This window comes from Pseudomonas sp. KNUC1026 (assembly GCF_021650705.1).
Taxonomy (GTDB): domain Bacteria; phylum Pseudomonadota; class Gammaproteobacteria; order Pseudomonadales; family Pseudomonadaceae; genus Aquipseudomonas.
The window spans coordinates 3,428,253-3,454,796 of the sequence record NZ_CP087138.1 but is presented as its reverse complement, the minus strand read 5'-3'; the positions used below and the strand labels follow the sequence as shown (position 1 = coordinate 3,454,796).

General features: G+C 64.2%; 17 protein-coding genes and 10 pseudogenes. 18 read left to right on the top strand and 9 right to left on the bottom strand.

Translation table 11 applies throughout. The features are described from left to right. Nucleotides 1-5 precede the first annotated feature (5 nt). The 10 genes and pseudogenes from LN139_RS16100 to LN139_RS16055 all read left to right on the top strand — a co-directional run bounded on the left by LN139_RS16100 (nt 6) and on the right by LN139_RS16055 (nt 12,184). Nucleotides 6-1,629, top strand: a pseudogene (locus LN139_RS16100) (methyl-accepting chemotaxis protein). 1 nt (nt 1,630) lies between these two features. Beyond that, a pseudogene (locus LN139_RS16095) lies at nt 1,631-2,112 on the top strand (chemotaxis protein CheW). Then, nucleotides 2,105-3,379 (top strand): annotated as a pseudogene (locus LN139_RS16090) (CheR family methyltransferase). The pseudogenes LN139_RS16095 and LN139_RS16090 overlap by 8 nt, the downstream one beginning before the upstream one ends. Then, a pseudogene (locus tag LN139_RS16085) lies at nt 3,376-4,058 on the top strand (chemotaxis protein CheW). Before LN139_RS16090 ends, LN139_RS16085 begins: the two co-directional pseudogenes overlap by 4 nt. Beyond that, nucleotides 4,055-6,410: pseudogene (locus LN139_RS16080) on the top strand (hybrid sensor histidine kinase/response regulator). The pseudogenes LN139_RS16085 and LN139_RS16080 overlap by 4 nt, the downstream one beginning before the upstream one ends. Next, entirely contained in the window at nt 6,407-7,417 is a 1,011-nt protein-coding gene (locus tag LN139_RS16075) for a chemotaxis response regulator protein-glutamate methylesterase (RefSeq protein ID WP_236355198.1), read from the top strand. Before LN139_RS16080 ends, LN139_RS16075 begins: the two are co-directional and overlap by 4 nt. Nucleotides 7,418-7,471: 54 nt before the next feature. After that, nucleotides 7,472-8,479, top strand: a complete 1,008-nt coding sequence (locus LN139_RS16070) for a response regulator (protein WP_236355197.1) — start codon at nt 7,472-7,474, stop codon at nt 8,477-8,479. A gap of 82 nt (nt 8,480-8,561) precedes the next feature. Continuing rightward, nucleotides 8,562-9,657 (top strand): peptide chain release factor 2 gene (gene prfB, locus LN139_RS16065; RefSeq protein WP_236355196.1). Its coding sequence is split into 2 segments (ribosomal slippage): nt 8,562-8,633 and nt 8,635-9,657, totalling 1,095 coding nucleotides; the frame shifts between segments, so codons are not numbered across the junction. A gap of 91 nt (nt 9,658-9,748) precedes the next feature. After that, the gene (gene lysS / locus LN139_RS16060; RefSeq protein ID WP_236355195.1) at nt 9,749-11,251 is read left to right on the top strand and encodes a lysine--tRNA ligase; all 1,503 of its coding nucleotides are present in this window, start codon (nt 9,749-9,751) and stop codon (nt 11,249-11,251) included. Nucleotides 11,252-11,518: 267 nt separating this feature from the next. Beyond that, nucleotides 11,519-12,184 (top strand): polysaccharide lyase family 7 protein, encoded by a 666-nt coding sequence (locus LN139_RS16055; RefSeq protein ID WP_236355194.1) that lies wholly within the window; start codon nt 11,519-11,521, stop codon nt 12,182-12,184. Between the two features lie 80 nt (nt 12,185-12,264). Here LN139_RS16055 and LN139_RS16050 read toward each other — a convergent pair whose 3' ends face one another. From LN139_RS16050 to LN139_RS16030, 5 genes and pseudogenes are all read right to left on the bottom strand, one after another. Further along, nucleotides 12,265-13,128, bottom strand: a complete 864-nt coding sequence (locus tag LN139_RS16050) for an IS3 family transposase (RefSeq protein WP_236355193.1) — start codon at nt 13,126-13,128, stop codon at nt 12,265-12,267. A 5-nt stretch (nt 13,129-13,133) separates the two neighbouring features. Further along, nucleotides 13,134-13,457: a transposase gene (locus tag LN139_RS16045; RefSeq protein ID WP_236355192.1), complete on the bottom strand. Its 324-nt coding sequence runs from the start codon at nt 13,455-13,457 to the stop codon at nt 13,134-13,136. Nucleotides 13,458-13,557: 100 nt separating this feature from the next. Next, nucleotides 13,558-14,334, bottom strand: a complete 777-nt coding sequence (locus LN139_RS16040; protein WP_236355191.1) for an OmpA family protein — start codon at nt 14,332-14,334, stop codon at nt 13,558-13,560. 47 nt (nt 14,335-14,381) lie between these two features. Further along, nucleotides 14,382-14,776, bottom strand: a pseudogene (locus tag LN139_RS16035) (DUF4398 domain-containing protein). 144 nt (nt 14,777-14,920) lie between these two features. Continuing rightward, nucleotides 14,921-15,255: pseudogene (locus LN139_RS16030) on the bottom strand (pilin assembly protein). A 135-nt stretch (nt 15,256-15,390) separates the two neighbouring features. Here LN139_RS16030 and ppc point away from each other — a divergent pair. From ppc to ung, 8 genes and pseudogenes are all read left to right on the top strand, one after another. Continuing rightward, a pseudogene (gene ppc / locus LN139_RS16025) lies at nt 15,391-18,020 on the top strand (phosphoenolpyruvate carboxylase). A gap of 250 nt (nt 18,021-18,270) precedes the next feature. After that, nucleotides 18,271-18,918: an adenylate kinase gene (gene adk, locus LN139_RS16020; protein WP_236355190.1), complete on the top strand. Its 648-nt coding sequence runs from the start codon at nt 18,271-18,273 to the stop codon at nt 18,916-18,918. An 84-nt stretch (nt 18,919-19,002) separates the two neighbouring features. Next, nucleotides 19,003-19,667 (top strand): annotated as a pseudogene (tsaB, locus tag LN139_RS16015) (tRNA (adenosine(37)-N6)-threonylcarbamoyltransferase complex dimerization subunit type 1 TsaB). 181 nt (nt 19,668-19,848) lie between these two features. Beyond that, nucleotides 19,849-20,181, top strand: a complete 333-nt coding sequence (locus LN139_RS16010; RefSeq protein WP_236355189.1) for a hypothetical protein — start codon at nt 19,849-19,851, stop codon at nt 20,179-20,181. Beyond that, nucleotides 20,178-20,855, top strand: coding sequence for a DUF72 domain-containing protein (locus tag LN139_RS25780; RefSeq protein ID WP_442964330.1), 678 nt, complete (start codon nt 20,178-20,180; stop codon nt 20,853-20,855). The genes LN139_RS16010 and LN139_RS25780 overlap by 4 nt, the downstream gene beginning before the upstream one ends. Next, a complete protein-coding gene (locus LN139_RS25225) occupies nt 20,768-21,037 on the top strand; it encodes a DUF72 domain-containing protein (protein ID WP_442964445.1) in 270 nt (89 codons plus the stop codon). The genes LN139_RS25780 and LN139_RS25225 overlap by 88 nt, the downstream gene beginning before the upstream one ends. Nucleotides 21,038-21,199: 162 nt before the next feature. Next, complete coding sequence (locus LN139_RS16000) at nt 21,200-21,649, top strand: hypothetical protein (protein ID WP_236355188.1); 450 nt, start codon at nt 21,200-21,202, stop codon at nt 21,647-21,649. 69 nt (nt 21,650-21,718) lie between these two features. After that, complete coding sequence (ung, locus tag LN139_RS15995) at nt 21,719-22,429, top strand: uracil-DNA glycosylase (RefSeq protein ID WP_236355187.1); 711 nt, start codon at nt 21,719-21,721, stop codon at nt 22,427-22,429. Here ung and LN139_RS15990 read toward each other — a convergent pair. The 4 genes and pseudogenes from LN139_RS15990 to LN139_RS15975 all read right to left on the bottom strand — a co-directional run bounded on the left by LN139_RS15990 (nt 22,408) and on the right by LN139_RS15975 (nt 26,445). Continuing rightward, nucleotides 22,408-23,442, bottom strand: a pseudogene (locus tag LN139_RS15990) (AbrB family transcriptional regulator). The gene ung and the pseudogene LN139_RS15990 sit on opposite strands and share 22 nt — an antisense overlap. After that, nucleotides 23,435-24,949 carry a tripartite tricarboxylate transporter permease gene (locus LN139_RS15985; protein WP_236355186.1) on the bottom strand — a complete coding sequence of 505 codons (1,515 nt, stop codon included), beginning with the start codon at nt 24,947-24,949 and terminating at the stop codon, nt 23,435-23,437. The pseudogene LN139_RS15990 and the gene LN139_RS15985 overlap by 8 nt, the downstream one beginning before the upstream one ends. Nucleotides 24,950-24,951: 2 nt before the next feature. Continuing rightward, nucleotides 24,952-25,410 carry a tripartite tricarboxylate transporter TctB family protein gene (locus LN139_RS15980; RefSeq protein WP_236355185.1) on the bottom strand — a complete coding sequence of 153 codons (459 nt, stop codon included), beginning with the start codon at nt 25,408-25,410 and terminating at the stop codon, nt 24,952-24,954. A 48-nt stretch (nt 25,411-25,458) separates the two neighbouring features. After that, on the bottom strand, nt 25,459-26,445 hold the full coding sequence (locus tag LN139_RS15975) for a Bug family tripartite tricarboxylate transporter substrate binding protein (RefSeq protein ID WP_236355184.1): 987 nt from the start codon (nt 26,443-26,445) through the stop codon (nt 25,459-25,461). Nucleotides 26,446-26,544 lie beyond the last annotated feature (99 nt).

Below are 26,544 nucleotides of genomic sequence, written 5' to 3'. Positions count from 1 at the left end.
TTAATGTGAAGAATTGGAGTCTGCGCCAGCGCATTTTGGCAAGCTTCGCCGTGGTCATCGCAGTCATGTTGCTGATGATCCTCGTCTCCTACACTCGCCTTGCGAAAATCGAGAACAATGCCGACGCGGTGCGCACCGACAGCATCCCCGGCATGGCCATCAGCTCGATGATCCGCAGCGCCTGGGTCGACAGTTTCGTCTACACCCAGCAACTGCTCGGCCTTAGCAATCAGCGTGAGCTGGTCAGCACCGACGATGACCAGTACAAAGGCTTCTCCGACCGCCTGCAAGCGCAGATCACCGCCTATCGCGGCACGCTGCTCGACCCGCAGGACCAGGCCAACCTTCAGGAATTCGAGCGCCTGCATGCGCTGTACGACGCAACCCTGAAAAAGACCCTCGATGCCTATCGCCAGCGCCGCTTCAGCGCCGCCCAGGACATCTTCCAGCAGGAGCTGGCACCGGTCTGGAATGACGGCCGCAAGCAGGTCAACCAGATCATCGACTACAACTCCCGCGCCGCCACCGATGCCAGCAACGCCATTTCCGATTCGGTCATTCAGGCCAAGCTCAGCATGGGTATTTCGCTGCTGATCGCGATCATCGCCGCCGGCGTGTGCGGGTGGCTGCTGCTGGGCAACATCATGGCGCCGATGCGCAAGCTGCTCGATGTGCTCGAGACCATGGGCACCGGTGACCTCTCGGTACGCCTGAACCTGCAGCGCAAGGACGAATTCAACGCTGTGGAAACCGGCTTCAACGAGATGCTGGTAGAACTCAACACGCTGGTGGCCCAGGCGCAGCGCTCGTCGGTGCAGGTCACCACCTCGGTGACCGAGATCGCCGCGACCTCCAAGCAACAACAGGCCACCGCGACCGAAACCGCTGCGACCACCACCGAGATCGGCGCAACTTCGCGGGAAATCGCCGCGACCTCCCGTGACCTGGTGCGCACCATGGGCGAGGTGGCCAGCGCTGCCGACCAGGCCTCGTCCCTCGCTGGCAACGGCCAGCAGGGCCTGTCGCGCATGGAAGAGACCATGCACCAGGTGATGGGTGCGGCAGACCTGGTGAACGCCAAGCTGGCCACCCTCAACGAGAAAGCCGGCAACATCAACCAGGTCGTGGTGACCATCGTCAAGGTGGCCGACCAGACCAACCTGCTTTCGCTCAACGCCGCTATCGAGGCCGAAAAGGCCGGCGAATATGGCCGCGGCTTCGCCGTGGTCGCCACCGAGGTGCGGCGCCTGGCCGACCAGACCGCAGTGGCCACCTACGACATCGAGCAGATGGTGCGCGAGATGCAGTCGGCGGTGTCGGCCGGTGTGATGGGCATGGACAAGTTCAGCGAGCAGGTGCGCCGGGGCATGTTCGAGGTGCAGCAAGTGGGCGAGCAGCTCAACCAGATCATCCATCAGGTGCAGGCCCTGGCGCCGCGCGTGCTGATGGTCAACGAGGGCATGCAGAGCCCAGGCCACCGGCGCCGAACAGATAAACAACGCCCTTTCCCAGCTCAGCGATGCCAGCAGCCAGACCGTCGAGTCACTGCGCCAGGCAAGCTTTGCCATCGATGAGCTCAGCCAGGTGGCGGCAGGGCTGCGTGGCGGCGTGGCACGGTTCAAGGTCTGAAATGAACGCACCGCACGACGCCCGCGCAGGCGCGCTGTTTCTGCTGTTTCAGATCGGCACCGAGCGGTTCGCCCTCGCTGCCACTGAAGTCGCCGAAGTGCTGCCGTGCATCACGCTCAAGCCTGTGCTTCAGGCGCCGGCCTGGGTGGCCGGCGTGTTCGCGCACCGTGGCCAGATGGTGCCGGTGCTGGACCTCTCTCACCTTGCCATCGGCCAGCCGTCGGCGCAGCGTACCGGCGCTCGCCTGGTGCTGGTGAACTACCCGGCGAGCGCCTGCTCGGCTTGATCCTCGAACATGCCAGCGACACCCGGCGGCTGCCGCTGTCGCAGTTCCGGCCGTTGGGGATGGCGACACGCGAAGCGTCCTACATGGGCCCGGTGTGTGAAACCGAACAAGGCCTTGTGCAGTGGGTGAAAGTGCCGGCGCTGCTCGACGAACGCGTCCGGGAACTGCTCTACGACGCGGAGGCCAGCGATGGCTGAGCAACGGCGGTTCATCGACTTCCTGTACCGGCGCATCGGCCTGGACGTCGCCTCGGTGGGCGAGCCCATGATCGAGCGTGCGGTGCAACAGCGCCGCGAGCAGTCCGGCACTGCAACGCTGGACGACTACTGGGTTTTGCTGCAGCAATCGGCCAGCGAGCAACAGGCGCTGACCGAGGCGGTGATCGTTCCCGAGACCTGGTTCATGCGTTACCCCGAGTCGTTCACCGCTCTGGTGGAGATGGCGCGCCAGCGTGCGCGGATGCTTGGCGGCTTGCGCCCACTCGAACTGCTGAGCCTGCCCTGTTCGACGGGGAGGAGCCGTATTCGCTGGCCATGGCCCTGCTGGACGGCGGCCTGGCACCCAGCGCGTTTCGCATCGACGGCGTGGACATCAGCCCGCAGTCGGTGGCCAAGGCCCAGCGTGGCGTGTATGGCCGCAATTCGTTCGCGGCACCGACACCGCGTTCCGTGAGCGCCACTTCGATGCGTTGGGTGACAACTCATGGCAATTGCGTGAGACGGTCAGCCAATGTGTGCGTTTGCAGCCGGGCGACGTACTCGACCCAACCTGCTGCAAGGGGAAGGCGTCTACGATTTCGTGTTCTGCCGCAACCTGCTGATCTATTTCGACCAGGTCACGCAGCGGCGTGTGTTCGAAACCCTCAAGCGATTTTTGCATGACGATGGCGTGCTGTTCATCGGCCCGGCCGAGGGCAGCCTGTTGGCGAGCCTCGGGATGCGGCCGATGCGTATTGCCCAGGCATTCGCTTTTGTGCGCGAGCAACCGCAGGTAGCTGCTCCTGCGCCCAGGCCTGTTGCGGTTCCTCCTCCACTGGCTGCGCAGCTGCCTCGAGTTCCGGTTCCGGTTCCGGTCCCGGTCCCGGTAAGCCGGGTGATGCCTCGGCCGGTCCCGATCTCGGCCGCTTCGCCTGCGCCGGGCAAAGCCGATGCTGCCAAGGAATTGCTGGTGCGTATCGCTACCCTGGCCAACGAAGGCAAGTCTGCCGAAGCTCGCCTTGCCTGCGAGCAATTTCTACGGGAACACCCGCCTCAGGCGCAGGTGTTCTATTGGCTGGGCCTGCTCGCCGATGTCAGTGGCAACGGCCTTGAAGCACAGGGGCACTACCGCAAGGCGCTGTACCTGGAGCCTCAGCATGCCGAGGCACTGGCGCACCTGGCGATGTTGCTCGCAGCCCAGGGCGATGCCGCCGGTGCGCGGCGCCTGCAGGAGCGCGCCGCGCGCGCCTCGGGTGAACAGCGATGAGCCAGAACCACGACTTTCAGGGTTTGGCGGTGAGCGACAGCGAAGATGCGTCGCTGGTGACCTGCTGGAACACCATCGGTGTGCACGGCGATCAATCCTGCCCCAAGCTTGCCGACTACATTCGTTGCCTGAACTGCCCCGTGTACGCGGCGGCGGCCACACGCCTGCTCGACCGCTACGCGTTGCAGCGCGAAAGCCTGCCGCCACCGCCTGCCGCCGTGCTGGCACCTGCTGCGTCGCGTTCGCTGATGGTGTTTCGCCTCAATGACGAATGGTTGGGCCTGCCTTCGCGCTGCCTGAGCGAAGTAGCACCGTCGCAACCGGTGCACTCCTTGCCCCACCAGCGCAGCCGCGCCTTGCAGGGTGTCGCCAATGTGCGGGGTGCGCTGGTGCCGTGCCTGTCGCTGGTCGAGCTGCTGGGCATCGACGCCAGCACCGCGCAGGCGCCGGCCAAGCGCGTCGTGCCGCGCATGCTGATCCTGGCCGCGCCCGGCGGCGCTGTGGTGGTGCCGGTGGACGAAGTCGATGGCATTCATCGTTTCGACATCGCCCAACTCGAAGCCGCCGCGCAGGCGGCCAGCCCCGCTTCACCGCTGCCGTGCTGCCATTCGGCCAACGCAGCCTGCGTGTGCTCGATGAAGTGTCGCTGTTGCAGGCCTTGGCCCGGAGCCTGACATGACCCCCGATCAGATGCGTGATGCCTCTCTGCTGGAGCTGTTCGGCCTGGAAGCCGATGCCCAGACCGCCGTGCTCAACAGCGGGCTGCTGGAGCTGGAGCGCAACCCTACCGACGCTGCGCAGCTCGAAGCATGCATGCGCGCAGCCCACTCGCTCAAGGGCGCCGCACGCATCGTGGGTGTGGATGCCGGTGTGCGCGTCGCGCACGTGATGGAAGATTGCCTGGTCAGCGCTCAGGAAAAACGCCTGTTGCTCAAGCCTGAGCACATCGACACCCTGCTGCAGGGCACCGACCTGCTGGCGCGTATCGGCACCCCGGCACGCGCGCCGGTCGAGGCCGATATCGAGCAGTTCCTTGCGCACATGGCAGCGCTGCTCGACCCGCATGCCGCCGCTGGCACCTTCAGCCGCCTACCTACCATGCCGGCCCCAACGCTGCTGCAAGAGCCTGAGCCGGCACCCTCCATGCCAGAGCACCCGGCTATGGCTGCCGAGGAGCAGACGGCCGACGTAGGGGCTGTCGATACAACGGCTGTCGATACAACGGCTGTCGACACAACGGCTGTCGATACCACGCCCGCCCCTGGCCGCAAAGCCGGCGAAGGGGGCGAGCGAGTTCTGCGTGTGACTGCCGAGCGGCTCAATGGGCTGCTGGACCTTGCCAGCAAGTCGCTGGTCGACAGCCAGCGCTTCAAGCCCTACATGGCCACCTTGCAACGCCTCAAACGCTTGCAGTCCCAAAGCATGCGGGCGCTGGATGGGCTCAAGGAGCAGATCGATTTCAACTTGCTCACGCCCGAGGCGCGCCAGGCCCTGGCACTTACCCAGGCCTTGCTCGGCCAGACCCACGACATGTTGCTCAAGCAGGCCGCCGAGCTGGACGACTTCGGCTGGGAAACCGGCCAGCGTGCTCAATCTCTACGACACCGCACTGGCCTGCCGCATGCGGCCCTTTGCCGACGTACTCGGCGGCCAGGCGCGCATGGTGCGTGACCTGGGCCGCTCGCTGGGCAAGCAGGTGCGCCTTGAGGTCGAGGGCGAAAAAACCCAGGTCGACCGCGACGTGCTGGAAAAGCTCGAAGCGCCGCTGACACACCTGCTGCGCAATGCGGTGGATCACGGTATCGAACCGCTTGAACTGCGTACGCTGCTGGGCAAGCCCGCCGAAGGTACCGTGCGCCTGCGCGCAAGCCATCGCGCCGGGATGCTGCGCCTGGAGCTGGCCGACGATGGCAACGGTGTCGACCTGCCACGGCTGCGGCGCGTGATCGTGGCGCGCGGGTTGTCGACCGAAGCCACCGTCGCCCAGCTCAGTGAAGAGGAACTGATGACGTTCCTGTTCCTGCCCGGTTTCAGCCTGCGCGATACGGTGACGGAAGTCTCCGGGCGCGGCGTCGGGCTGGACGCGGTGCACCACATGGTGCGCGACCTGCGCGGCTCGATCGAGCTGCGCCAGGTGAGCGGGCAGGGCAGCCGTTTCGTGCTGGAAGTGCCGCTCACGCTTTCAGTGGTGCGCAGCCTGGTGGTGGAGGTGGGCGGCGAGGCCTACGCCTTCCCGCTGGCGCATATCGAACACAGCCTGAACCTTGCCAGTGAAGACATCGTGCAGATCGAGGGCCGCCAGCATTTCTGGTACGAAGGGCGGCATGTCGGCCTGGTATCGGCCAGCCAGTTACTGCAGCGGCCCGCCAGCCCAGCCAGCGAGGCTGAGTTGCGGGTGGTGGTGGTGCGCGAACGTGAAACGCTCTACGGCGTTGCGGTGGAGCGCTTTATCGGTGAGCGCGTGCTGGTGGTGATGCCACTGGACGCGCGCCTTGGCAAGGTGCAGGACATCTCTGCCGGAGCGTTGCTCGATGACGGGTCGGTGGTGCTGATCGTGGATGTCGAAGACATGCTGCGGTCGGTCGAGAAACTGCTCACCACCGGCCGCCTGGAGCGGATCGACCGCCGCGCCGGCCAGGCCCAGGAGGCGGTGCGCAAACGTGTGCTGGTGGTGGACGATTCGCTCACCGTGCGCGAGCTGCAACGCAAGTTGCTCAGCAGCCGAGGCTATGACGTGGCGGTTGCGGTCGATGGTATGGACGGCTGGAACGCCTTGCGTGGCGAGTCCTACGACCTGCTGATCACCGACATCGACATGCCGCGCATGGACGGCATCGAGCTGGTGACCCTGGTGCGCCGCGACAGCCGCTTGCAGTCGCTGCCGGTGATGGTGGTGTCCTACAAGGACCGCGAGGAAGATCGCCGCCGTGGCCTGGACGCTGGCGCCGACTATTATCTGGCTAAAGCCAGCTTCCACGATGATGCCTTGATCGACGCGGTGCAGGAGCTGATCGGAGGAGCCCAGGGATGAGGATCGCCATCGTCAACGACATGCCCATGGCCGTAGAGGCCCTGCGCCGCGCCTTGGCGTTCGAGCCGGCGCACCAGTTGGCCTGGGTCGCCCACGACGGCGCCGAGGCGGTGCGCCAGTGTGCTGTCGATACGCCAGACCTGATTCTGATGGACCTGTTCATGCCGATGATGGACGGGGTGGAAGCCACCCGCCAGATCATGGCGGCCTCGCCCTGCGCCATCGTGATCGTGACCACCGACCAGAAACAGAACGTGCACAAGGTGTTCGAGGCCATGGGCCACGGCGCGCTGGATGTAGTCGACACTCCCGCGCTGGGCGTGGGCAATCCGCGCGAAGCGGCGGCGCCGCTGCTTCGCAAGATCTTCAATATCGGCTGGCTCATCGGCCAGCGCAGCGCGCCAGGCAAGCCGGCCCCTGTGGCTGCGCGCGCGCCCGGCGAGCGGCGGCAACTGGTCGCTATCGGCTCCTCGGCAGGTGGGCCAGCAGCGCTGGAAGTGCTTCTCAATGGGCTCCCGCGCGGCTTTGAGCCGGCGATCGTGTTGGTGCAGCACGTTGATCAGGTGTTCGCTCAGGGCATGGCAGACTGGCTCAGTGGCGTGTCGAAAATGTCCGTCCGTCTGGCGCGTGATGGCGAACAGCCACATCCGGGTACAGTACTATTGGCCGGTACGAATCATCATCTTCGAATGTTGAAAAATGGTAGCTTGGCGTACACCGCAGAGCCGGTGAACGAGATCTACCGGCCTTCTATCGATGTGTTCTTCGAAAGTGTGGCCAGTTTCTGGGACGGTGATGCCGTTGGCGTGTTGCTGACCGGCATGGGCCGCGACGGTGCCAATGGGCTGAAAGCCCTGCGCCAGCGCGGTTTTCTCACTATCGCGCAAGACCAGCGAACCAGCGCAGTCTACGGCATGCCGAAGGCGGCTGTGGCGATCGATGCGGCGGTGGAGGTCAAGCCTCTGGAGCGCATCGCGCCGCGACTCATGGAAGTTTTCACACAATGAGCCTTCAATTAATCAGCCGTAGCCGCCGACGTGGCCGTGACCAGGTGACAACGCATGTTCGACTTGCAGATCGAAGCATTCCAGTCCACCGACGAGAACAAGTGCATGGTGCTGCTCGTCGACGATCAGGCGATGATCGGCGAGGCGATCCGGCGGTCGCTGGCCCATGAAGTCAACATCGACTTTCACTTCTGTGCCGACCCGCGTGACGCCATCACCCAGGCGATGCGCATCAAGCCTACGGTCATTCTGCAAGACCTGATCATGCCGGGGCTCGACGGCCTGTCGCTGGTGCGCGAGTACCGCAACCACCCCAGCACTCAGGACATTCCCATCATCGTGCTCTCCACCAAGGAAGACGCGGTGATCAAGAGCGCAGCGTTCGCCGCCGGCGCCAACGACTACCTGGTGAAGCTGCCCGACACCATCGAGCTGGTGGCGCGCATCCGCTATCACTCACGCTCCTACCTCACCCTTCTGCAACGGGATGAGGCTTACCGTGCGCTGCGTGTGAGCCAGCAGCAACTGCTCGACACCAACCTGGTGCTGCAGCGTTTGATGAACTCCGACGGCCTGACGGGGCTGTCCAACCGCCGCCATTTCGACGAATACCTGGAACTGGAATGGCGCCGGGCGATGCGCGACCAGAGCCAGTTGTCGCTGCTGATGATCGATGTGGACTACTTCAAGGCCTACAACGACAACTTCGGCCACCTGGAAGGGGACGAGGCGCTGCGCAAGGTGGCCGAAGCGATTCGCGGCACCTCCAGCCGTTCCAGCGACCTGCCGGCGCGCTACGGGGGCGAGGAGTTCGCCCTGGTATTGCCCAATACCTCACCTGGCGGCGCGCGCCTGGTGGCCGAAAAACTGCGCCAGACCATCGCCGCGCTCGGCATCGAACACAACACGCCCGAGCCTGGCTCGACCCTGAGCGTGAGCATTGGCCTTGCCACCGTGACGCCGGCGATGGGCAGCAATCGCCGGCAGTTGATTTCCGCCGCCGACAAGGGCCTCTACCAGGCCAAGAACAACGGCCGCAATCAGGTGGGTGTGGCCGACTGAGGCCCGCCTGCCGGGCGTGCGGCCCGGCCAAGCCGTGATATACTCGCCAGCTTTTGATCCGCCAAGCACGAGTGTGGCCGCCATGGAAATCAACCCGATTTTGAACAGCATCAAGGACCTCTCCGAGCGTTCGCAAACCATTCGGGGGTATCTTTGACTACGATCACAAGCATGATCGCCTGGTCGAAGTAAACCGCGAGCTCGAAGACCCTAGCGTCTGGAACAACCCCGAATACGCGCAGAACCTCGGCCGCGAACGCGCCGCGCTGGCTGCTGTGGTCGAAACCCTCGATGAGCTCAACAGCGGCCTGGCCGACTCGCGCGAGCTGCTCGACATGGCCGTCGACGAAGACGACGAAAGCGCCGTGAACGATGTGTCCACCGAGGTCGAGCGCCTGCGTGGCATCCTCGAGAAGCTCGAATTCCGCCGGATGTTCTCCGGCGAGATGGACATGAACAACGCCTACCTGGACATCCAGGCCGGCTCCGGCGGCACCGAGGCCCAGGACTGGGGCAACATGCTGCTGCGCATGTACCTGCGCTGGGCCGACAAGCGCGGCTTCGATGCCACCATCATGGAGCTGTCCGAGGGCGAAGTGGCCGGCATCAAGGGCGCGACCATCCATGTCAAGGGCGAATACGCCTTCGGCTGGCTGCGCACCGAGATCGGCGTGCACCGCCTGGTGCGCAAGAGCCCGTTCGACTCCGGCAACCGCCGCCACACCTCGTTCACCGCGGTGTTCGTGTCGCCTGAAATCGACGACAACATCGAGATCGAGATCAACCCGGCAGATCTGCGCATCGACACCTACCGCTCCTCCGGCGCCGGCGGCCAGCACGTGAACACCACCGACTCTGCGGTGCGTATCACCCACGTGCCGACCAACACCGTGGTCAGCTGCCAGAACGAGCGCTCCCAGCACGCCAACAAGGACACCGCCATGAAGATGCTGCGGGCCCGGTTGTACGAGCAGGAGATGCAGAAGCGCAACGCCGCGAGCCAGGCGCTGGAAGACTCCAAGTCCGATATCGGCTGGGGCCACCAGATTCGTTCCTACGTGCTCGACCAGTCGCGCATCAAGGATCTGCGCACCGGCATCGAACGCAGCGACTGCGACAAGGTGCTGGACGGCGACCTGGATGAATACCTCGAAGCCAGCCTCAAGCAAGGGCTTTGAAGCTGCAAGCTGCCAGTGGAGCGGCAGTCGTGCGCCCACTTGCAGCTTGTAGCTTTCAGCTTGCGGCTTAACCTAATTTTTTGGATTTGACATGAGCGACCAACCTCTCGACCCGCAAGACCTTCAACAGGAAGAAAACAAGCTGATTGCCCAGCGCAAGGAAAAACTGGCCGCCGTGCGCGCCCAGGGCCAGGCGTTCCCCAACGACTTCCGCCGCGACAGCCTCTGCGAAGACCTCCAGAAGCGGTACGTCAGCGAAACCAAGGAAGAGCTGGAAGCCGCTGCGATTCCTGTGAAGGTGGCTGGCCGCATCATGCTCAACCGCGGCGCGTTCATGGTCATTCAGGACACCTCCGGGCGCCTGCAGGTGTACGTGAACCGCAAAACCCTGGACGAAGCCACCCTGGCGGCGGTCGAATCCTGGGACCTGGGCGACATCATCGCGGTCGAAGGCACCCTGGCCCGTTCCGGCAAGGGCGACCTGTACGTCGACATGCGGCAGGTGCAATTGCTCACCAAGGCCCTGCGCCCGCTGCCCGACAAGCACCACGGCCTGACCGACACCGAAGTGCGCTATCGCCAGCGCTACGTCGACCTGATCGTCAACGAAGAAACCCGCCACACCTTCCGTGTGCGCTCGCAGGTCATCGCCCACATTCGCCAGTTCCTGGCTCAGCGCGGCTTTCTCGAAGTCGAAACCCCGATGCTGCAGACCATCCCGGGCGGCGCGGCGGCCAAACCGTTCGAAACCCACCACAACGCGCTCGACCTGCCGATGTTCCTGCGCATCGCGCCGGAGCTGTACCTCAAGCGCCTGGTGGTCGGTGGTTTCGAGAAGGTGTTCGAGATCAACCGCAACTTCCGTAACGAAGGCGTCTCGACCCGGCACAACCCCGAGTTCACGATGCTGGAGTTCTACCAGGCCTATGCCGACTACCGCGACAACATGGACCTCACCGAGGCCTTGTTCCGCGAGCTGGCGCAACTGGTACTGGGCAGCACCGACGTGCCGTACCAGGGCAAGCTGTTCCACTTCGGCGAGCCGTTCCAGCGCCTGTCGGTGTTCGATTCGATCCTCAAGTTCAACCCTGAGGTCAGTGCCGAAGATCTGCTCGACGTAGACAAAGCGCGCGCCCTGGCTAAAAAGGCTGGTGCGGCGGTCAAGGGCTACGAGGGCCTGGGCAAGCTGCAGACGATGATTTTCGAGGAACTGGTCGAGCACAAGCTGGAGCAGCCGACCTTCATCACCGAGTACCCGTTCGAAGTCTCGCCGCTGGCGCGCCGCAACGACGACAACCCGAACGTCACCGACCGCTTCGAGCTGTTCATCGGCGGCCGCGAAATCGCCAACGCCTACTCCGAGCTCAACGACGCTGAAGATCAGGCCGAGCGCTTCATGGCACAGGTGGCCGACAAGGACGCCGGTGACGACGAGGCCATGCACTACGACGCCGACTTCGTCCGCGCACTGGAATACGGCATGCCGCCCACTGCCGGTGAAGGCATCGGTATCGACCGCCTGGTGATGCTGCTGACCGACTCCCCGTCGATCCGCGACGTGATCCTCTTCCCGCACATGCGCCCGGAGGCTTGAAGCCTGCGGCTTCCAGCTGCTAGCTCTTAGTGCGTCGCCCGTTATACGGCGTCCGTTACACGTCGCCCGGCAAGCCGGCCTCCCACAAGTGTGCGCGCATGCCGGCCTCCCAGGTTCACACCTGTGGGAGGCCGGCTTGCCGGGCGACCTGCAACGGGCGATCAACGGCATTACCGCTGATCCACCGTCGCTCATCCTCTTCGATCTCGCGCCGTTAACCCTGCCAGCACCCTCAGTTGTAAGCGGTGCATTGCCGAGAGCGCCGAGATGATCGACCTGAGCACCTGGAACCTGACCCTTCCGATTCAAACCCCGGCCCTCACCGTGGCCACCGCGCAAGTGCGCAGCTACAACAACGCCTATTTCCAGGTCGGAGCCGACCGCATCGTGATGTGGGCGCCGGTCACGGGCTCGCACGCGGGCAGCAGCGACTTCCCGCGTACCGAACTGCGCGAAACCTCCGGTGATGGCAAAGCCCGCAACTGGCTGTACAGCAGCGGCACCAACACCATGGTCGGCGCACTGTCGGTCAACCAGGTGCCCTCCCTCGGGCGCGTGGTGGTAGCGCAGATTCATGCAAAGGATGCTGTGGCGCCTTTGTTGAAGATGGTTTACCGCTACACCGGTAATGCCGGATTCATCGATCTTGAGTACCGGGTCAAACCAGCGGACGCCAAGAGCCCGGTGATCTACACCGTACCGATGGCACTCAACCAGCCATTCACCTACCAGATCCAGATGATCCCCAGCGGCAAGGTCAATGTGCAGATCAATGGCAAAGGCGTGCAGGCCAACCTCGACCCGACCTGGTATGGCTACAACTTCTACTTCAAGGCCGGCGTCTACACGCTCGACAACGTGGGCTACGCCACAGAGGGAGGAAAGGTGACCTACACCAAACTGCAAACCACGCACCTGGCAGCGAGCAAATAGAACCAGCCGGAAGCTACTAGCTACTAGCCCAAAGAAAAAGCAGGGCCAAGGTTTCCCTTGGCCCTTGGTGTGTCACCGCTTCACTGGACACCTGACTTGAGCGGCAGCACGGTTTCATAGGGGGTTTTGTATCCCAGTGAGCCGTGCGGTCGTTCGAAATTGTAGTACTCGATATATTCCTGGATCAGCCGTTTTGTCCGCGCATGAGGTTGGGCGCCCCAGCGCTTGAGCCACTCGCGCTTCAAAAGACTGAACCAGCTCTCGGCGCAGGCATTATCCCAGCAGTTACCTTTCCGAGACATGCTTTGGGCAAAGCCATGTTGCAGGAGCCAGTGGCGTACCCGCTCGCCACGATATTGGACGCCCTGATCACTATGAAACAACCCCTGGTGCGTTAGTCCTTCTGCTCTTCTGGCCATCTCGAGGGCCTTGATCACCAGCTCTTCCCGGGGCTGCAAACTCATCGAATGGCCGATCAGACGACGATTGGGCAATGACAGCACGGTCGCCAGATAAAACCAGCATCCATTTTCCAGGCGCAGTTGCGTGATGTCCGAGACCCATGTTTGCTTGGCCGGCGGGTTGTCGAACTGTCGCTCAAGCAAGTTGGGACGCGCAGGGTCGAGTACGCGCGCATATCGACGTTTGCGAGGCACGTAACAGGCGCGGCGGTCCATTTTTCGCATCAGGCGATGAACCCGATTGCGGCCGACTTTGACACCTTCCTGAGTCAATTGGTGGTGGATCTTACGGCTGCCCAATATCTGCATGGACTGGTCATGCAACTGCTCGATCCGCTCACTCAAAGCCATATTCTCCTGCTTGCGCAGGGAGCCGGGCCCCTGAGAGCTGGCCAGCCAAGCGTAGTAACCACTGCGCGCGACGTTGAGTATCCGACAGCACACCGCAACGGGCCATTCGTTCATTTGGTCGCGAATGGCCACATAAATTACTGCTGGCGCTTTGCAAAGTACTCTTCGGCCTTTTTTAAGATGGCAGTCTCCATCTTCAGTCGCTCGATTTCACGCTTCAGCCGCTTGTTCTCGCGCTCAAGATCCGCATTGCTGCGAGCAGGCGGTTCCGGTTTTTCTGCCATGGTGTGTGCCCCTATTCTGCCGGTACGAGAATACTCAGTACGCCAACGGCTGAGTACCGCGAGATGGATACCCAGCTCTTTGGCGGTTTCAGTGAGCGTACCGGCAGACTCGATTGAGCGCTTGACCGCTTGAGCTTTGAAAGCGTCGCTGAAGCGACGACGATGTTGGCATTGCATGGACACCCCTCCGTTTGAAAGGGTGTCCAGCAAATTGGTGACACACCACCTGCTTTTGATCTCGCTTGCAGCTAGAAGCTTCAAGCTTGCAGCTCAACCATCAGTGGGCGCGTGGCGCGACCGGCTGATTGTTGTTGGAGATGGTGACTTCCACACGGCGGTTCATGGCGCGGCCCGAGGCGCTGGTGTTGTCAGCCACTGCGTACTCTTTGCCGTAGCCTTGAGCGATCACGCGGCTTGGCTCCACGCCCATTTTGACCAGTGCGGCGCGTACCGAGTTGGCACGGCGCTCTGACAGGCTCTGGTTGTAGCTGTCGCTGCCGGTGCTGTCGGTGTAGCCCTCGACGATCAGCTGGCGCTCAGGGTTGTCACGCAGGAACTGCGCCAGTTGAGCGACGTTGTTCATGCCGGCGGATTTGAGCTCGGCCTTGTTCAGGTCGAACAGCACGTCACCGAAGGTCACCACGGTGCCACGGTCGGTCTGCTTGGCGTTGAGGCTGTCCTGCAGCTTTTTGATCTGCGCGTCGCGTGCAGCCAGCTGAGCCTTGGCGCGCTCGGAGGCGGCGTTTTTCAGCTCGTCTTCAGCGCTTTTCATGGCGATGGTCTGCTTGGCGAACTCAACGCGCTGGTTGGCCAGGTACGACAGCTGGTCGACCTTCTTGGCGTCGTCATCGGCGCGGTAGGCTTTGTCGGCCTTGTCCAGCCACTCCGAGGCATCCTTGGTTTCCAGCGCTGCATAGGTCTGCGCCTTGGGGTTGGTCTGCAGCGAGGTGTAGTTGCTGCGGGCCTGTTCCAGAGCCGGGTTGGGCGGAGTAGAGCAGGCAGCCAGGCCAACGCTCAGAGCCAGCAGGGCGGGGATCATTACATGATTGCGCATAGTGATATTCCTTGTTCAGTACTCAGAAGGCGATGGTGTGTGAAGGCTCACTGCGCGCTGCGCATGCCCTCTTCACGCAGGTCTTGCACACCCTGGTGCGCGTCCTGCACGGCCTTCTGCGCCTTGGCGGCCTGAGTCTTGCGAGAGGCAACGCGGGCGTCCACTCAGCCTGCTCGGCCAGCATGCGGGCCTTGTCGTAGTTTTCGTCATGCATCGCGATCTCGGCCTGGTGGAACTTGTCCTGAGCCGATTTGGTTTCGATCGGGGCGTATTCCACGCCGCCGGTGCTCACCGCGTCGTTGACCGCGCTCTGCGCCAATGCGTATTGCTCGGTCGGCGGGTTACCGGCGCAGCCCGCCAGTACAAAGCTGCTGCCCAGTGCCAGCAGGGCCAGCTTGAACCCGCGCACGGCGTTTGGAGAGGTGGCAGTGCAAGTCTTCATGATCTTCAACTCCTCGAATAACGCTGAAAACGTTCAATCCATGACAGTCCAGTCGCGTGAATTCGCCGGTTGCTGTTATGGCTAACGTTTGGGACTCAAGAGATTTTTGAATAGTTCAGAAAGTTGTGCGAGCAGCCAGCATTTTCATCCGCGATGGCTCTGCTTCAGCCGCTCCAGATGTTCCCGTGCCAGGGCCAGATAGCGCGGGGTAGGGCCGATGTCTTCAAACAGAGGGTCGCCTAGCTCGTCGGTGGAGATGACTTTGCTGCCCTGGATGTAGGGGAAACTGCCTTCGAGCTCCTCGAGCGCAGCGCCGATCAGCTCCCGAGCAGGGCCTCGGGCGATTGCTTGGGATACATCTCGTTCAGGGCCGCCAGGCGCGCAGCGGCTTCGATGTCCAGGTGGACGGTGTAGGGCGCCTGGGCCAGCTGGCCTTTGGCGGTGTGCTCCCAATGCTGGGCAAGTTCGCGGATTTTCATGGAGTTCTCATCTGCTGGCGGGTTGTCAGGCGGCCGGTGCGGCGGCACTCTGTTGCTTCGAACGGCAACCGTCTTGCTCGTTCAGTGCCCGCCGCGAAGGTGGCAGGCCCCTGCCGTGCACAAGGAGAAAGGCCGATGACGATTATCGACGCACGCCTGCGAGAACGTGTTCATTTGCTGGGCGAGCTGTTGGGCAATACCGTGCGCGAGCAATACGGCGAAGCCTTCCTCGACAAGATCGAGCGCATCCGCAGCAGTGCCAAGGCCGACCGCCGCGGCCAGGGCGAGGATGCTCTGAGCAACAGCCTGAAGGCGCTTGGCGACGCTGAGCTGCTGCCGGTCGCCAGGGCGTTCAACCAGTTCCTGAACCTGGCCAACATCGCCGAGCAGTATCAGCTCATCCGCCGCCGTGACCCCGGCCAGCCCGAACCCTTCGAGAACACCGTGTTCCCCAAATTGCTGGCACGGTTAGGCGAGAGTGGCCACGCCCCTGCCGAGCTCGCTCGGCAGGTGGCGGCGCTGGACATCGAGCTGGTGCTCACCGCCCACCCCACCGAAGTGGCCCGCCGCACCCTCATCCAGAAATACGACGCCATCGCGGCGCTGCTGGCAACGCTGGACCACCGCGACCTGCTCGACAGCGAGCGCCAAGGGCTGGAGGCGCGCCTGCAGCGATTGATCGCCGAGGCCTGGCACACTGAGGAAATTCGCAGGGTGCGGCCCACGCCGGTGGATGAGGCCAAGTGGGGCTTCACCGTCATCGAGCATTCGCTCTGGCAAGCCATTCCCAATCACTTGCGCGATGCCGACCGTGCCCTGCATGAGGCGACCGGCCAGCACTTGCCGTTGGAGGCTGCGCCAATTCGTTTCGCTTCGTGGATGGGGGGCGACCGCGACGGCAACCCCAACGTCACTGCAAAGGTGACACGCGAGGTGCTGCTGCTGGCGCGCTGGATGGCCGCCGACCTGTTCCTGCGCGACATCGACCAGTTGGCAGCCGAGCTGTCGATGCAGGCCGCCAGCGCTGAGCTGCAGCAACAGGCCGGCGATACCCTGAGCCTTACCGCGCAGTGCTCAAGCAACTGCGCGAGCGGCTGCGCGCGACCCGGCAGTGGGCCCACGACTCGCTCAGCCAGGCCCAGGCCCCCAGCGACGCCGTGCTGCAGCACAACGAGGATCTGATCGCGCCGCTGCGCCTGTGCTTCGACTCGCTCCACGCTTGCGGCATGGGCGTTGTGGCAGACGGCCCATTGCTCGATTGCCTGCGCCGCGCAGTCACATTCGGCCTGTTCCTGGTGCGGCTGGATGTGCGCCAGGACTCCACCCGCCATGCCTCGGCCATGAGCGAGATCACGGAATATCTCGGGCTGGGCCGCTATGACGAATGGAATGAGGAAAGCGGGTCGACTTCCTGCTCGCCGAACTCGACAGCCGACGGCCATTGCTCCCCGCCGACTTCGAACCGGAAGCGGACACTGCAGAGGTGCTGGCCACCTGCCGTGAGATCGCTGCTGCGCCTGCCGCGTCCCTGGGCTCCTACGTGATCTCCATGGCCGGCGCGGCCTCCGACGTGCTCGCCGTGCAGTTGTTGCTCAAGGAAGCTGGCGTGCGCCGGCCCATGCGCGTGGTGCCGCTGTTCGAAACCCTGGCAGACCTCGACCATGCCGGCCCTGTGATCGAGCAACTGCTCGGGCTGCCCGATTACCGGAAACGCCTCAGCGGCCCGCAAGAGGTCATGATCGGCTATTCGGATTCGGCCAAGGACGCTGGCACCACTGCTGCCGCCTGGGCGCAATATCGGGCTCAAGAAGCGTTGGTACGCATCTGCGCCGAGCAAGGCGTAGAGCTGGTGTTGTTCCACGGCCGTGGCGGCACCGTGGGCCGGGGCGGTGGCCCGGCACACGCGGCGATCCTGTCGCAACCGCCCGGCTCGGTGGCAGGGCGATTCCGCACCACCGAACAAGGGGAAATGATTCGTTTCAAATTCGGCCTGCCGGACATCGCCGAACAGAACCTCAACCTTTACCTCTCCGCGGTGCTGGAGGCCACCCTGCTGCCACCGCCGCCACCTGAGCCCGGTTGGCGCAAGCTGATGGACGAGCTGGCCGCCGACGGTGTAGCCGCTTACCGCGCGGTAGTGCGCGAGCACCCGGACTTCGTCGAATACTTCCGCCAGGCCACCCCCGAACAGGAGCTGGGCCGCTTGCCGTTGGGCAGCCGGCCGGCCAAGCGGCGCCAGGGCGGCATCGAAAGCCTGCGGGCGATCCCGTGGATCTTCGGCTGGACCCAGACCCGCCTGATGCTGCCGGCGTGGCTGGGGTGGGAAGTTGCGCTTGGCAATGCGGTCGGGCGAGGGGAGGGCGAGCAACTTCAGGCGATGATCGAGCGCTGGCCGTTCTTCCGCGCGCGCATCGACATGCTGGAGATGGTGCTGGCCAAGGCCGATGCCGACATCGCGCGGCTCTACGACGAGCAACTGGTAAGCGACGGCCTGTTACCTCTGGGCGAACACCTGCGCGACCTGATTGTCGCAGTGCGTGGGCGTTGTGCTCGAACTTACCGGCCGTGATCGCCTGCTGGCCCACCAGCCGGAAACCCTTGAGTTCTTCAAGCTGCGCAACACTTACCTGGACCCGCTGCACCGCCTGCAAGCCGAGCTGCTGGGCCGTGCCCGCGCCAGCCAGGTGGGGCAGGGCAGCGATCTAGAGCAGGCGCTGCTGGTGACAGTGGCAGGCATCGCCGCAGGGCTGCGCAATACGGGCTGACCGGCAGGTGTGATCGGGGCGGCCAGGCCACGCGCCGGCTCGCCCCTCCGGGGTACGACCGCAGGCCGCCTTGCCTGCGACTTTTGGTGGCTTGTCTGGCTGCGGCGCGCTGTGTATCTTGGGCAGCCTTCGGTGATTTTGATCAAACCACCATCCCCGATTTTCTGGAATGCTGTCAGGGAGTTAGGTGATCTGAAGATCCCTGGCCGGCATTCGTATCCGTCAAATAACAAAGGTGAGGAGCACATCGATGCGCGTCATTCTGCTGGGAGCTCCCGGAGCCGGGAAGGTACTCAAGCCCAAGTCATCACCGAGCAGTTCCGGTATTCCCCAGATTTCCACCGGCGACATGCTGCGCGCGGCGGTCAAGGCGGGCACCGAGCTGGGCCTGAAGGCCAAGAGCGTCATGGACGCAGGGGGCCTGGTTTCCGACGATCTGATCATCGGCCTGGTCAAGGAACGCATCGCTCAGGCCGATTGCGCCAAGGGCTTTCTGTTCGACGGCTTCCCGCGCACGATCCCGCAGGCTGAGGCCCTGGTGCAGGCCGGCATCCAGCTCGATCACGTGGTCGAGATCCATGTCGACGACGAGGAAATCGTCCAGCGCATCGCCGGCCGTCGCGTACACGAAGCCTCGGGCCGTGTTTACCACCTCACCAACAAGCCGCCCAAAGTCGCAGGCCAGGATGATGTGACCGGCGAACCGCTGGTGCAGCGCCTGGACGACACCGAAGAAACCGTGCGCAAGCGCCTGAAGGTCTACCACGAGCAGACCAAGCCGCTGGTGAGCTTCTACCAGAACCTGAACGCCAAAGAAGGCAAGCCGGCCTTCGACCACATCGAAGGCGTCGGCACTGTTGCCGAGATCACTGCCAAGGTGCTGGCAGCGCTCAAGTAAGCTGCACCGTTCAACGAAAAGGCCCGCATGCGGGCCTTTTCGCGTTTATAATCGCCGCCTTTTTTAACGCCGAGTTCTGCCCCGATGACCACCTTGCTGGCCCTGGACACCGCCACCGAAGCCTGTTCCGTCGCGCTGCTGCACGACGGCCGCGTGACCAGCCACTACGAGGTGATCCCGCGGCTGCACGCGCAAAAGATATTGCCGATGATCCAGACGCTGCTGGGCGATGCGGGCGTGCCGCTGTCGGCCGTGGACGCCATTGCGTTCGGCCGTGGCCCGGGTGCATTCACCGGCGTGCGCATCGCCGTTGGCGTGGTCCAGGGCCTGGCATTTGCGCTGGAGCGGCCGGTGCTGCCGGTGTCCAACCTGGCGGCGTTGGCGCAGGGCGCCTGGCGGGAGCAGGGTAAGGCGCAAGTCGCCGCCGCCATCGATGCGCGCATGGATGAGGTGATTGGGGCTGCTATCGCGAACAGGCAGGCGAGATGCGCCTCGAGGGCGTCGAGGCAGTGCTGGCGCCGGAGTCCGTGAGCCTGCCCGCAGGCCAGTGGTACGGCGCGGGTACCGGCTGGGGCCATGCTGGGCGCTTGCCGGCAGTTGCGCTGGGCCATGACGCCAGCGCCTTGCCGCACGCGCAGGATGTGCTTGCACTGGCAGGCTTTGCCTGGGCACGAGGTGAGGCAGTGGAGGCGGCCAGTGCATTGCCGGTCTACTTGCGGGACAACGTTGCGACGCCCAAGCGAACCTGAGCCGATCTGGCCTGCTTTCTACCCGTTCGTCGCGCGATGATGCATTTTTGTGACGTTTTCCGCAGTAGGGGCTAGCCAAGTACAAACCTTTGGTCGTATTTGTGGTCCAGTTGCTACCTGGGTAATTGCGAAGCACACGGTAGTGCTTCTAAATTGCCATCACTGTGTATGAGTGTGGTGTATGCGCGTAGACGGATTTTCCTCGCATTCCTATCCCATCAAGCGCAAACCACAGAAGCGGTTGGTGCGCCTGGATGACGACACTGTCATCGAAGGGGTAGAGGGGGACTTGCAGGTCGAACAGCCGGCGGCACGGCAAAGTGCTGCTGGCGCCAGCCGTGGCGGTGCGGTCAGCCGCATGCCGGTGCGCGCGCGCAACGAAGATGACGAGAACTTCGCCGACTCGCGCCGGCCCATGAGCAGCCGGGTCGCCGAGGCGCTGTCCAGCTACCTCACCACCGCGACGTTCGTGGAGTGGGATGGCGAAGTGCTGGGGCTCGACGTTCGCATTTGAAAGCCTTGCCCTATCACCTGGGTTGCCCCTCCTGGAGCGAGGCGGCCTGGCGTGAAGACTTCTACCCCAGCAACGCGCGGCCCCCGGAGTTTCTCGCTCACTACGCGCAGTTGTTCAATGCCGTAGAAGGCAACACCACCTTTTACGCACGCCCTGCGCCCAGCACAGTTGAACGCTGGGCCGAGGCAATGCCCGAGGATTTTCGCTTCACTGCCAAATTCCCCCGCGATATCAGCCATGAAGGCGACCTGCGTGACCGCCTTGAGGCAGCCCATGAGTTCATCCGCCTGCTCGCACCACTCGGCCCACGCGTTTCGCCGTTCTGGCTGCAGCTGCCGGCGAGCTTCGGCGCGCCGCGCCTCGCCGAGCTGATCACTTTCCTCGAACAGATGCCCGTGCCGGTGGCGGTCGAGGTGCGCAATGGTGCCTTCTTCGCTCGTGGCCAGGAGGAGCGGCTGCTTAATCGAATGCTGCTCGAAGAGGGTGAAGCGCATCTGCCTGGACCCGCGTGCGTTGTTCAGTTGCACGTCGCAGGAGCCGGCGGTGCTGCATGCTCAGGGCAAAAAGCCGAAGGTGCCGGTGCGCCCTGCAGCGTTCACGCAGAACCCCGCAGGTGCGCTTCATCGGCCACCCGGAGCTTGCGCCGAATGAGCCCTTCCTGTTGCCTTGGGTAGAGAAGGTCGCGCAGTGGATCGAAGAAGGCCGCCACCCCTACACGTTCTTCCACACTGCCGATAACCGCCACGCGCCGGCCTTGGCGCGCAGCTTCCACCAGAAGCTGATGGCGCGCTTGCCGGGCCTGCCTGCGCTGCCGGAGCGCGAACCGGAAACCACAGAGCAGCTCGGGCTTTTGTAACCGCTTGCTCAAACATCGGCCGGCGGCTCTCACGGTTTTTTCACCTCGGTAAAGGTTGTGTAAACCCTTGAAAACACGGGCACTGGGCAACGATTGGCCGGTCTTAGCCTATGCCGGTGCTCCACTTGCCGGCGCCCCGTTCAGCGGTCTCAGGAGGCCGCCATGTATCGAAAACTGTTGAAGATTCTCTTGCTCAGCCTGCCGCTTGCAGGCTGTGCATACGACCCGGCGTACGACAGCCCTGCGGTCTATACCAGCAGCACGGTCTACACCACCGGTGTGTACTCGACACCGCCGACCTACTATGGCGGCGCCTACTACGTACGCCCGGCGCCGCGTTACTACGTGCCGCCACCCGTCTATACCGGCCGCCCCCCGTCTACTACAGGCCTGCGCCGGGGTACTACCGGCCGCCACCTCCACCGCCGCCAAACTGGGGCGGCCCAGGTGGCCCACGCCCTGGCTGGGGCCCGCCGGGTGGCTCAGGTTGGCGTGGCGGCCCGCCACCGGGTGGCCCGGGTTGGCACGGCGGCCCGCCACCGCCGGGCGGCCCGCGTTGGCACGGTGGCCCCCCGCCGCCTGGCTGGCGCTGAGTTTCAGGGTGGCTTCTGAGGGCGGCTGTCGATTGACAGCTGCCCTCAGGCTTTCTAACGTGCCCGCACCGTTCTGCGAATAAGCCCCATGACCACCGACGACGACCGCATCAAACTGCAAGACAGCTGGAAGCAGGCCCTTCGCGCCGAGTTCGACAAACCCTACATGGCGGAGCTGCGCGCGTTCCTGCGTCAGGAGCTGGCCGCCGGCAAGCAGGTCTACCCGCCCGGCCCGCTGATCTTCAACGCGCTCAACTCCACGCCGCTCGAGCAGGTCAAGGCGGTGATCCTTGGCCAGGACCCGTACCACGGCCCCGGCCAGGCTCACGGGCTGTGCTTTTCTGTGCAGCCGGGCGTAGCGGTGCCGCCGTCCCTGCAGAACATTTACAAGGAGCTGCAACGCGACCTCAACGTGCCCATCCCCAATCACGGTTGCCTGCAGCACTGGGCCGACCAGGGCGTGCTGCTGCTCAATACCACCCTGACCGTTGAACGCGGCATGGCGGCATCCCACGCCAAGCGCGGTTGGGACATCTTCACCGACCGCATCATCGAGCTGGTCAGCGAGCAGAGCGAGCCGGTGGTGTTCCTGTTATGGGGCTCGCATGCCCAGAGCAAGCGCAAGCTGATCGACACCACCCGGCACAAGATCCTGGCCTCGGCGCACCCTTCGCCGTTGTCGGCCTATCGGGGTTTTCTCGGTAACGGCCACTTCAGCCAGGCCAATCGCTTTTTGCAGGACCACGGCCGTGAGCCAGTGGACTGGGCATTGCCGGCTCAGCCCGGCGCCTTGGCCTGAGCCCAGCGCCGGTAGATCGGCTCGGCCAGAAACAGCACCAGAAACAGCCGCATCACCTGCATCGCCGTCACCAGCGGCACCGAAAGGGCCAGTGTTTCGGCGGTCAGGCTCGATCTCGGCGATGCCGCCGGGCATCATGCCCAGGGTCAATGAGCGCAGGTCCAGGCCCGTGAGGCCGTGCAGCAGCCAGGCGGCCAGCGCAGCGAGCAGCATCGTCAGTGCCGTGCTCACCATTGTGCGAGCCAGGAACAGCGGCGCCTTGCGAAAGAACTGGCGCGTGAAGTGACAGCCCAGCCCGCTGCCGATCAGCCATTGGCCGAAGGCACTGGCGCCCTCCGGCAGGCGGGTGAGTGGGTTGAAGGCGACGCCTGCGGCGGCAGCCACCAGCAACGGGCCGAACAGCCAGGGGTTGGGTTGGCCCAGGCGTTGCCAGGCCAGGGCGAGCAAACCGCCCAAGGGGAACAGCAACGCCAGCCAGCCCCAGCGCAGGGGCAAATCGTGCGCCAATGGCGTGCCTTCACCGAGCAGGAATGTGAACAGCGCCGGCACGCACAGCACCACCAGCAACACCCGCAGGCTTTGTGCGGCCGCCACCTGGCCCAGTTGGGCGCCATTGCGCGCGCCCAGGTTGACCATCTCGCCAGAGCCGCCAGGCATGCTGGCGAAAAAGCCGTTGGCCGGTCCTCGCCGCTGCGCAGCATCAGCCACACGCCCAGCACGCTGGAGGCCGTGGTGATCAATGCTCCTGCCAGCACTGGCCCCCAATGGGCCAGCACCTGTTCCATCAGGGTGGGCGTGAAGTGCAGGCCAATGCCGATGCCTACCACCCACTGGCCGGCCTTGCGGCCGTGAGGAATTTCCTGAAGCTGCCAGGGTGTGAGGCAGCGTACCAGGATGACCGCCAGCAACGCCCCGATCATGTACGGCAGTGGCCAGCCTATCAGGCTGGCCAGCCACCCGCCGGCAAGGCCCACCAGCGGTGTTGCGTACCAGCTGTTTCGCAGTTCAGGCATTGGCCGGCGCGCGGCGTGCCTTGCTGCGTTTGCGCCAGATGCGCAGCAGCGGCATCGACAACATCACCACCACCAGCGCCCACACGCCCATGCTGATCGGGCTGCTCCAGAGGATGCTCATCTCGCCATTGGAGATCGACAGCGCCCGGCGCAGGTTCTGCTCCATCAGGCCACCCAGGATGAACCCCAGCAACAGCGGCGAGAGCGGGAAGTCGAGCTTGCGCAGGATGTAGCCGAAGATGCCGATACCGACCATCAGGAACAGGTCGAAGGTGGTGGCGTGCACCGCGTATACACCGATGCCGGTGATGATCGCGATCACGGGCACCAGCGCCCAGTTCGGCACCGCCAGGATGCGGGTGAAGATGCGGATCATCGGGATGTTCAGGATCACCAGCATGATGTTGGCGATGAACAGCGAGGCGATCAGGCCCCAGACGATGTCCGGCTGTTGCTGGAACAGCAGCGGGCCGGGAGTGATGTTGTAAAGCGTCAGGGCGCCGATCATCACTGCCGTGGTGCCCGAGCCGGGTACGCCGAGGGTCAGCATCGGCACCAGTGCGCCGCAGGCCGAGGCGCCGATGGCGGTCTCAGGGGCTGCCAGGCCGCGGGCATCGCCCTGGCCGAAGCGGCCGCTGTCGCCGGCGATGCGTTTCTCGGTCATGTAGGCCACCGCACTGGCCAGCGTTGCACCGGCGCCGGGCAGCACGCCCATCACGAAGCCCAGCAGGCCGCAGCGCAGGTTCACCGTGGCGACCGAAGCCGCCTCTTTAAGGTTGAACATCATCCGCCCGGTGGCCTTGACCGCCGCGTGGCCGTGGTGGGTTTTCTCCAGCAGCAGGAAAATCTCGCTGATCGAGAACAGCCCCAGCACCAGCACCACGAACTGAATGCCGTCGGCCAGGTGGATGTTGTCACCGGTGAAGCGGTACACGCCGCTGTTGGCATCGATGCCCACCGCCGAGAGGAACAGCCCGATCAGCGCGGCGATGAAGGTTTTCAGCGGGCGGTTGCCGGCCATGCCAGCCAGCGCGACGATGGCGAACACCATCAGCACGAAGTACTCCGCCGGGCCGAAGGCGATCGCCCATTTGGCTAGCAGCGGGGCAAACAGCACCATGCCGCAGGTGGCGATCAAGGCACCGATGAACGAGCTCCAGGCCGACAGCGAAAGTGCCACACCGGCCAGGCCTTGGCGCGCCATGGGGTAGCCGTCCAGGGTGGTCATCACGGTGGAGGCTTCGCCAGGAATGTTGAGCAGGATCGAGCTGATGCGCCCGCCGTACTCGCAACCCAGGTACACCGCCGCCAGCAGGATCAGCGCCGACTCAGGAGGCAAGCCCAGGGCGAAGGCGATGGGAATCAGCAGCGCCACGCCATTGATCGGCCCCAGGCCCGGCAGCAGGCCGACCACGGTGCCGATCAAGGTGCCGCTCAGCGCAGTCACCAGGTTGTAGGGGGTCAAGGCCACGCCGAAGCCCTGGCCCAGGTATCCAAGAGTGTCCATGTTCAGTTCTCCAGGGCGCTGAGCACGCCCAGCGGCAGCGGCACGTCCATGACGCGGTCGAAAAGGATGTACAGCAGCACGCTCATGGCGCCGACGATCACGATGCTGGGCAGCCATTTACCGCCGTACAGGCGGGCCATCGGAATGCCGATCAGGGCACTCGAGAGGATGAAGCCCAGCGGCTCGAACAACCCGGCGAACACCAGCAGCAGCACGATGCAGGCGGCGATCTTCTTCAGCGTCGGCGCGTCGAGCGGTGGCTCATCTTCGCTGTGGACGATGGGGGTAGGGCGGATCAACAGATAAAGCAGCGCCAGGCCCATCAGCCCGAGCATCAGCAAGGGGTAGGCGCGCGGGCCGACCGGCTCATAGGAAAACGGCGCCTGGTATGGCCAGGCCATCACCGCCAGCGCCGCGCACACGGCGAGCATGGCCGCAGCGAACACACGTTGTACAAGCATGGGAAGTGTCTCCAGAGGCGCGCCCGGTGGCCCGGGCGCGAGGGGCGGTCACTGCTGGATGAGGCCGAATTCCTGAGCCAGCGACTTGTACTGGGCCACCTGTTTCTTCACGTAGGCATCCAGTTCCGGGCCGGTCATGGCAAAGGGGAACAGCTCGCGCTGGTCACGCAGCTTGGCGAACTCGTCGGAGGCCAGCAGCTTGTCGAAGGACGCTTTCCACCATGCGTACTCTTCGTCGGTCACCTTCGGCCCAAGGTAGAAGCCGCGTACCACGGGCCACTCGATGTCGTAGCCCTGTTCCTTGGCGGTGGGAATGTCCTTCATGGCCGGTTCGTCCAGGCGCTTGTCGGAGAACACCGCCAGGATGCGCATGTCGCCGCTCTCGATATGCGGCATGGAGTCGGAGATATCGGTGCTGCCTACCTGGATGTGGCCACCGAGCAGGGCGGTGGCGATCTCGCCGCCGCCTTCGAGTGCCACGTAGCGCAGCTTGCGCGGGTCGATGCCGGCCGCCTTCGCCACCAGCGCGGTCTGCATCCAGTCCTGGCTGCCGACGGTGCCGCCGGAGCCGATCACGATGCTGCCGGGGTCTTTCTTCAGGGCCTGGACCAGGTCATCGAGGTTCTTGTAGGGCGAATCCTTCTTGACCGCGATCGCGCCATAGCTGGTGCCGACCGCAGCAAGCCAGCGCACGGCGTTCTCATCGAAACGCCCGAACTTGCCTTGGGCGAGGTTGAGCAGCGAGCCGCTCGACCAGGCCACCAGTGTGCCGGCGTCGGCCGGGCGCTGGGCGACCACTGCGTTATAGGCGACCGCCCCTACGCCGCCCGGCATGTAAGTCACACGCATGGGCTTGCTGAGGATCTTTTCGTTGACCAGCGCGCTTTGCGCCAACTTGCAGGTGAGGTCGAACCCGCCGCCTGGGGAGGCCGGGGCGATACATTCAGGGCGTTTGGGTTCTTCAGCGGCCATCAGTGAGGGGGCCAGCACCGAGCAGCCGAGTGCCAGTGCGAGGGGGCGCAAAAAAGTCTTCATGACGTCTCCGACTCTTGTTGTTTTTGTGAGGTTCGGCCGGCCCATGTGGGACCGTCACATGACGCTAAACGACCAACCTTTCACCAGGCTTTCAACTTG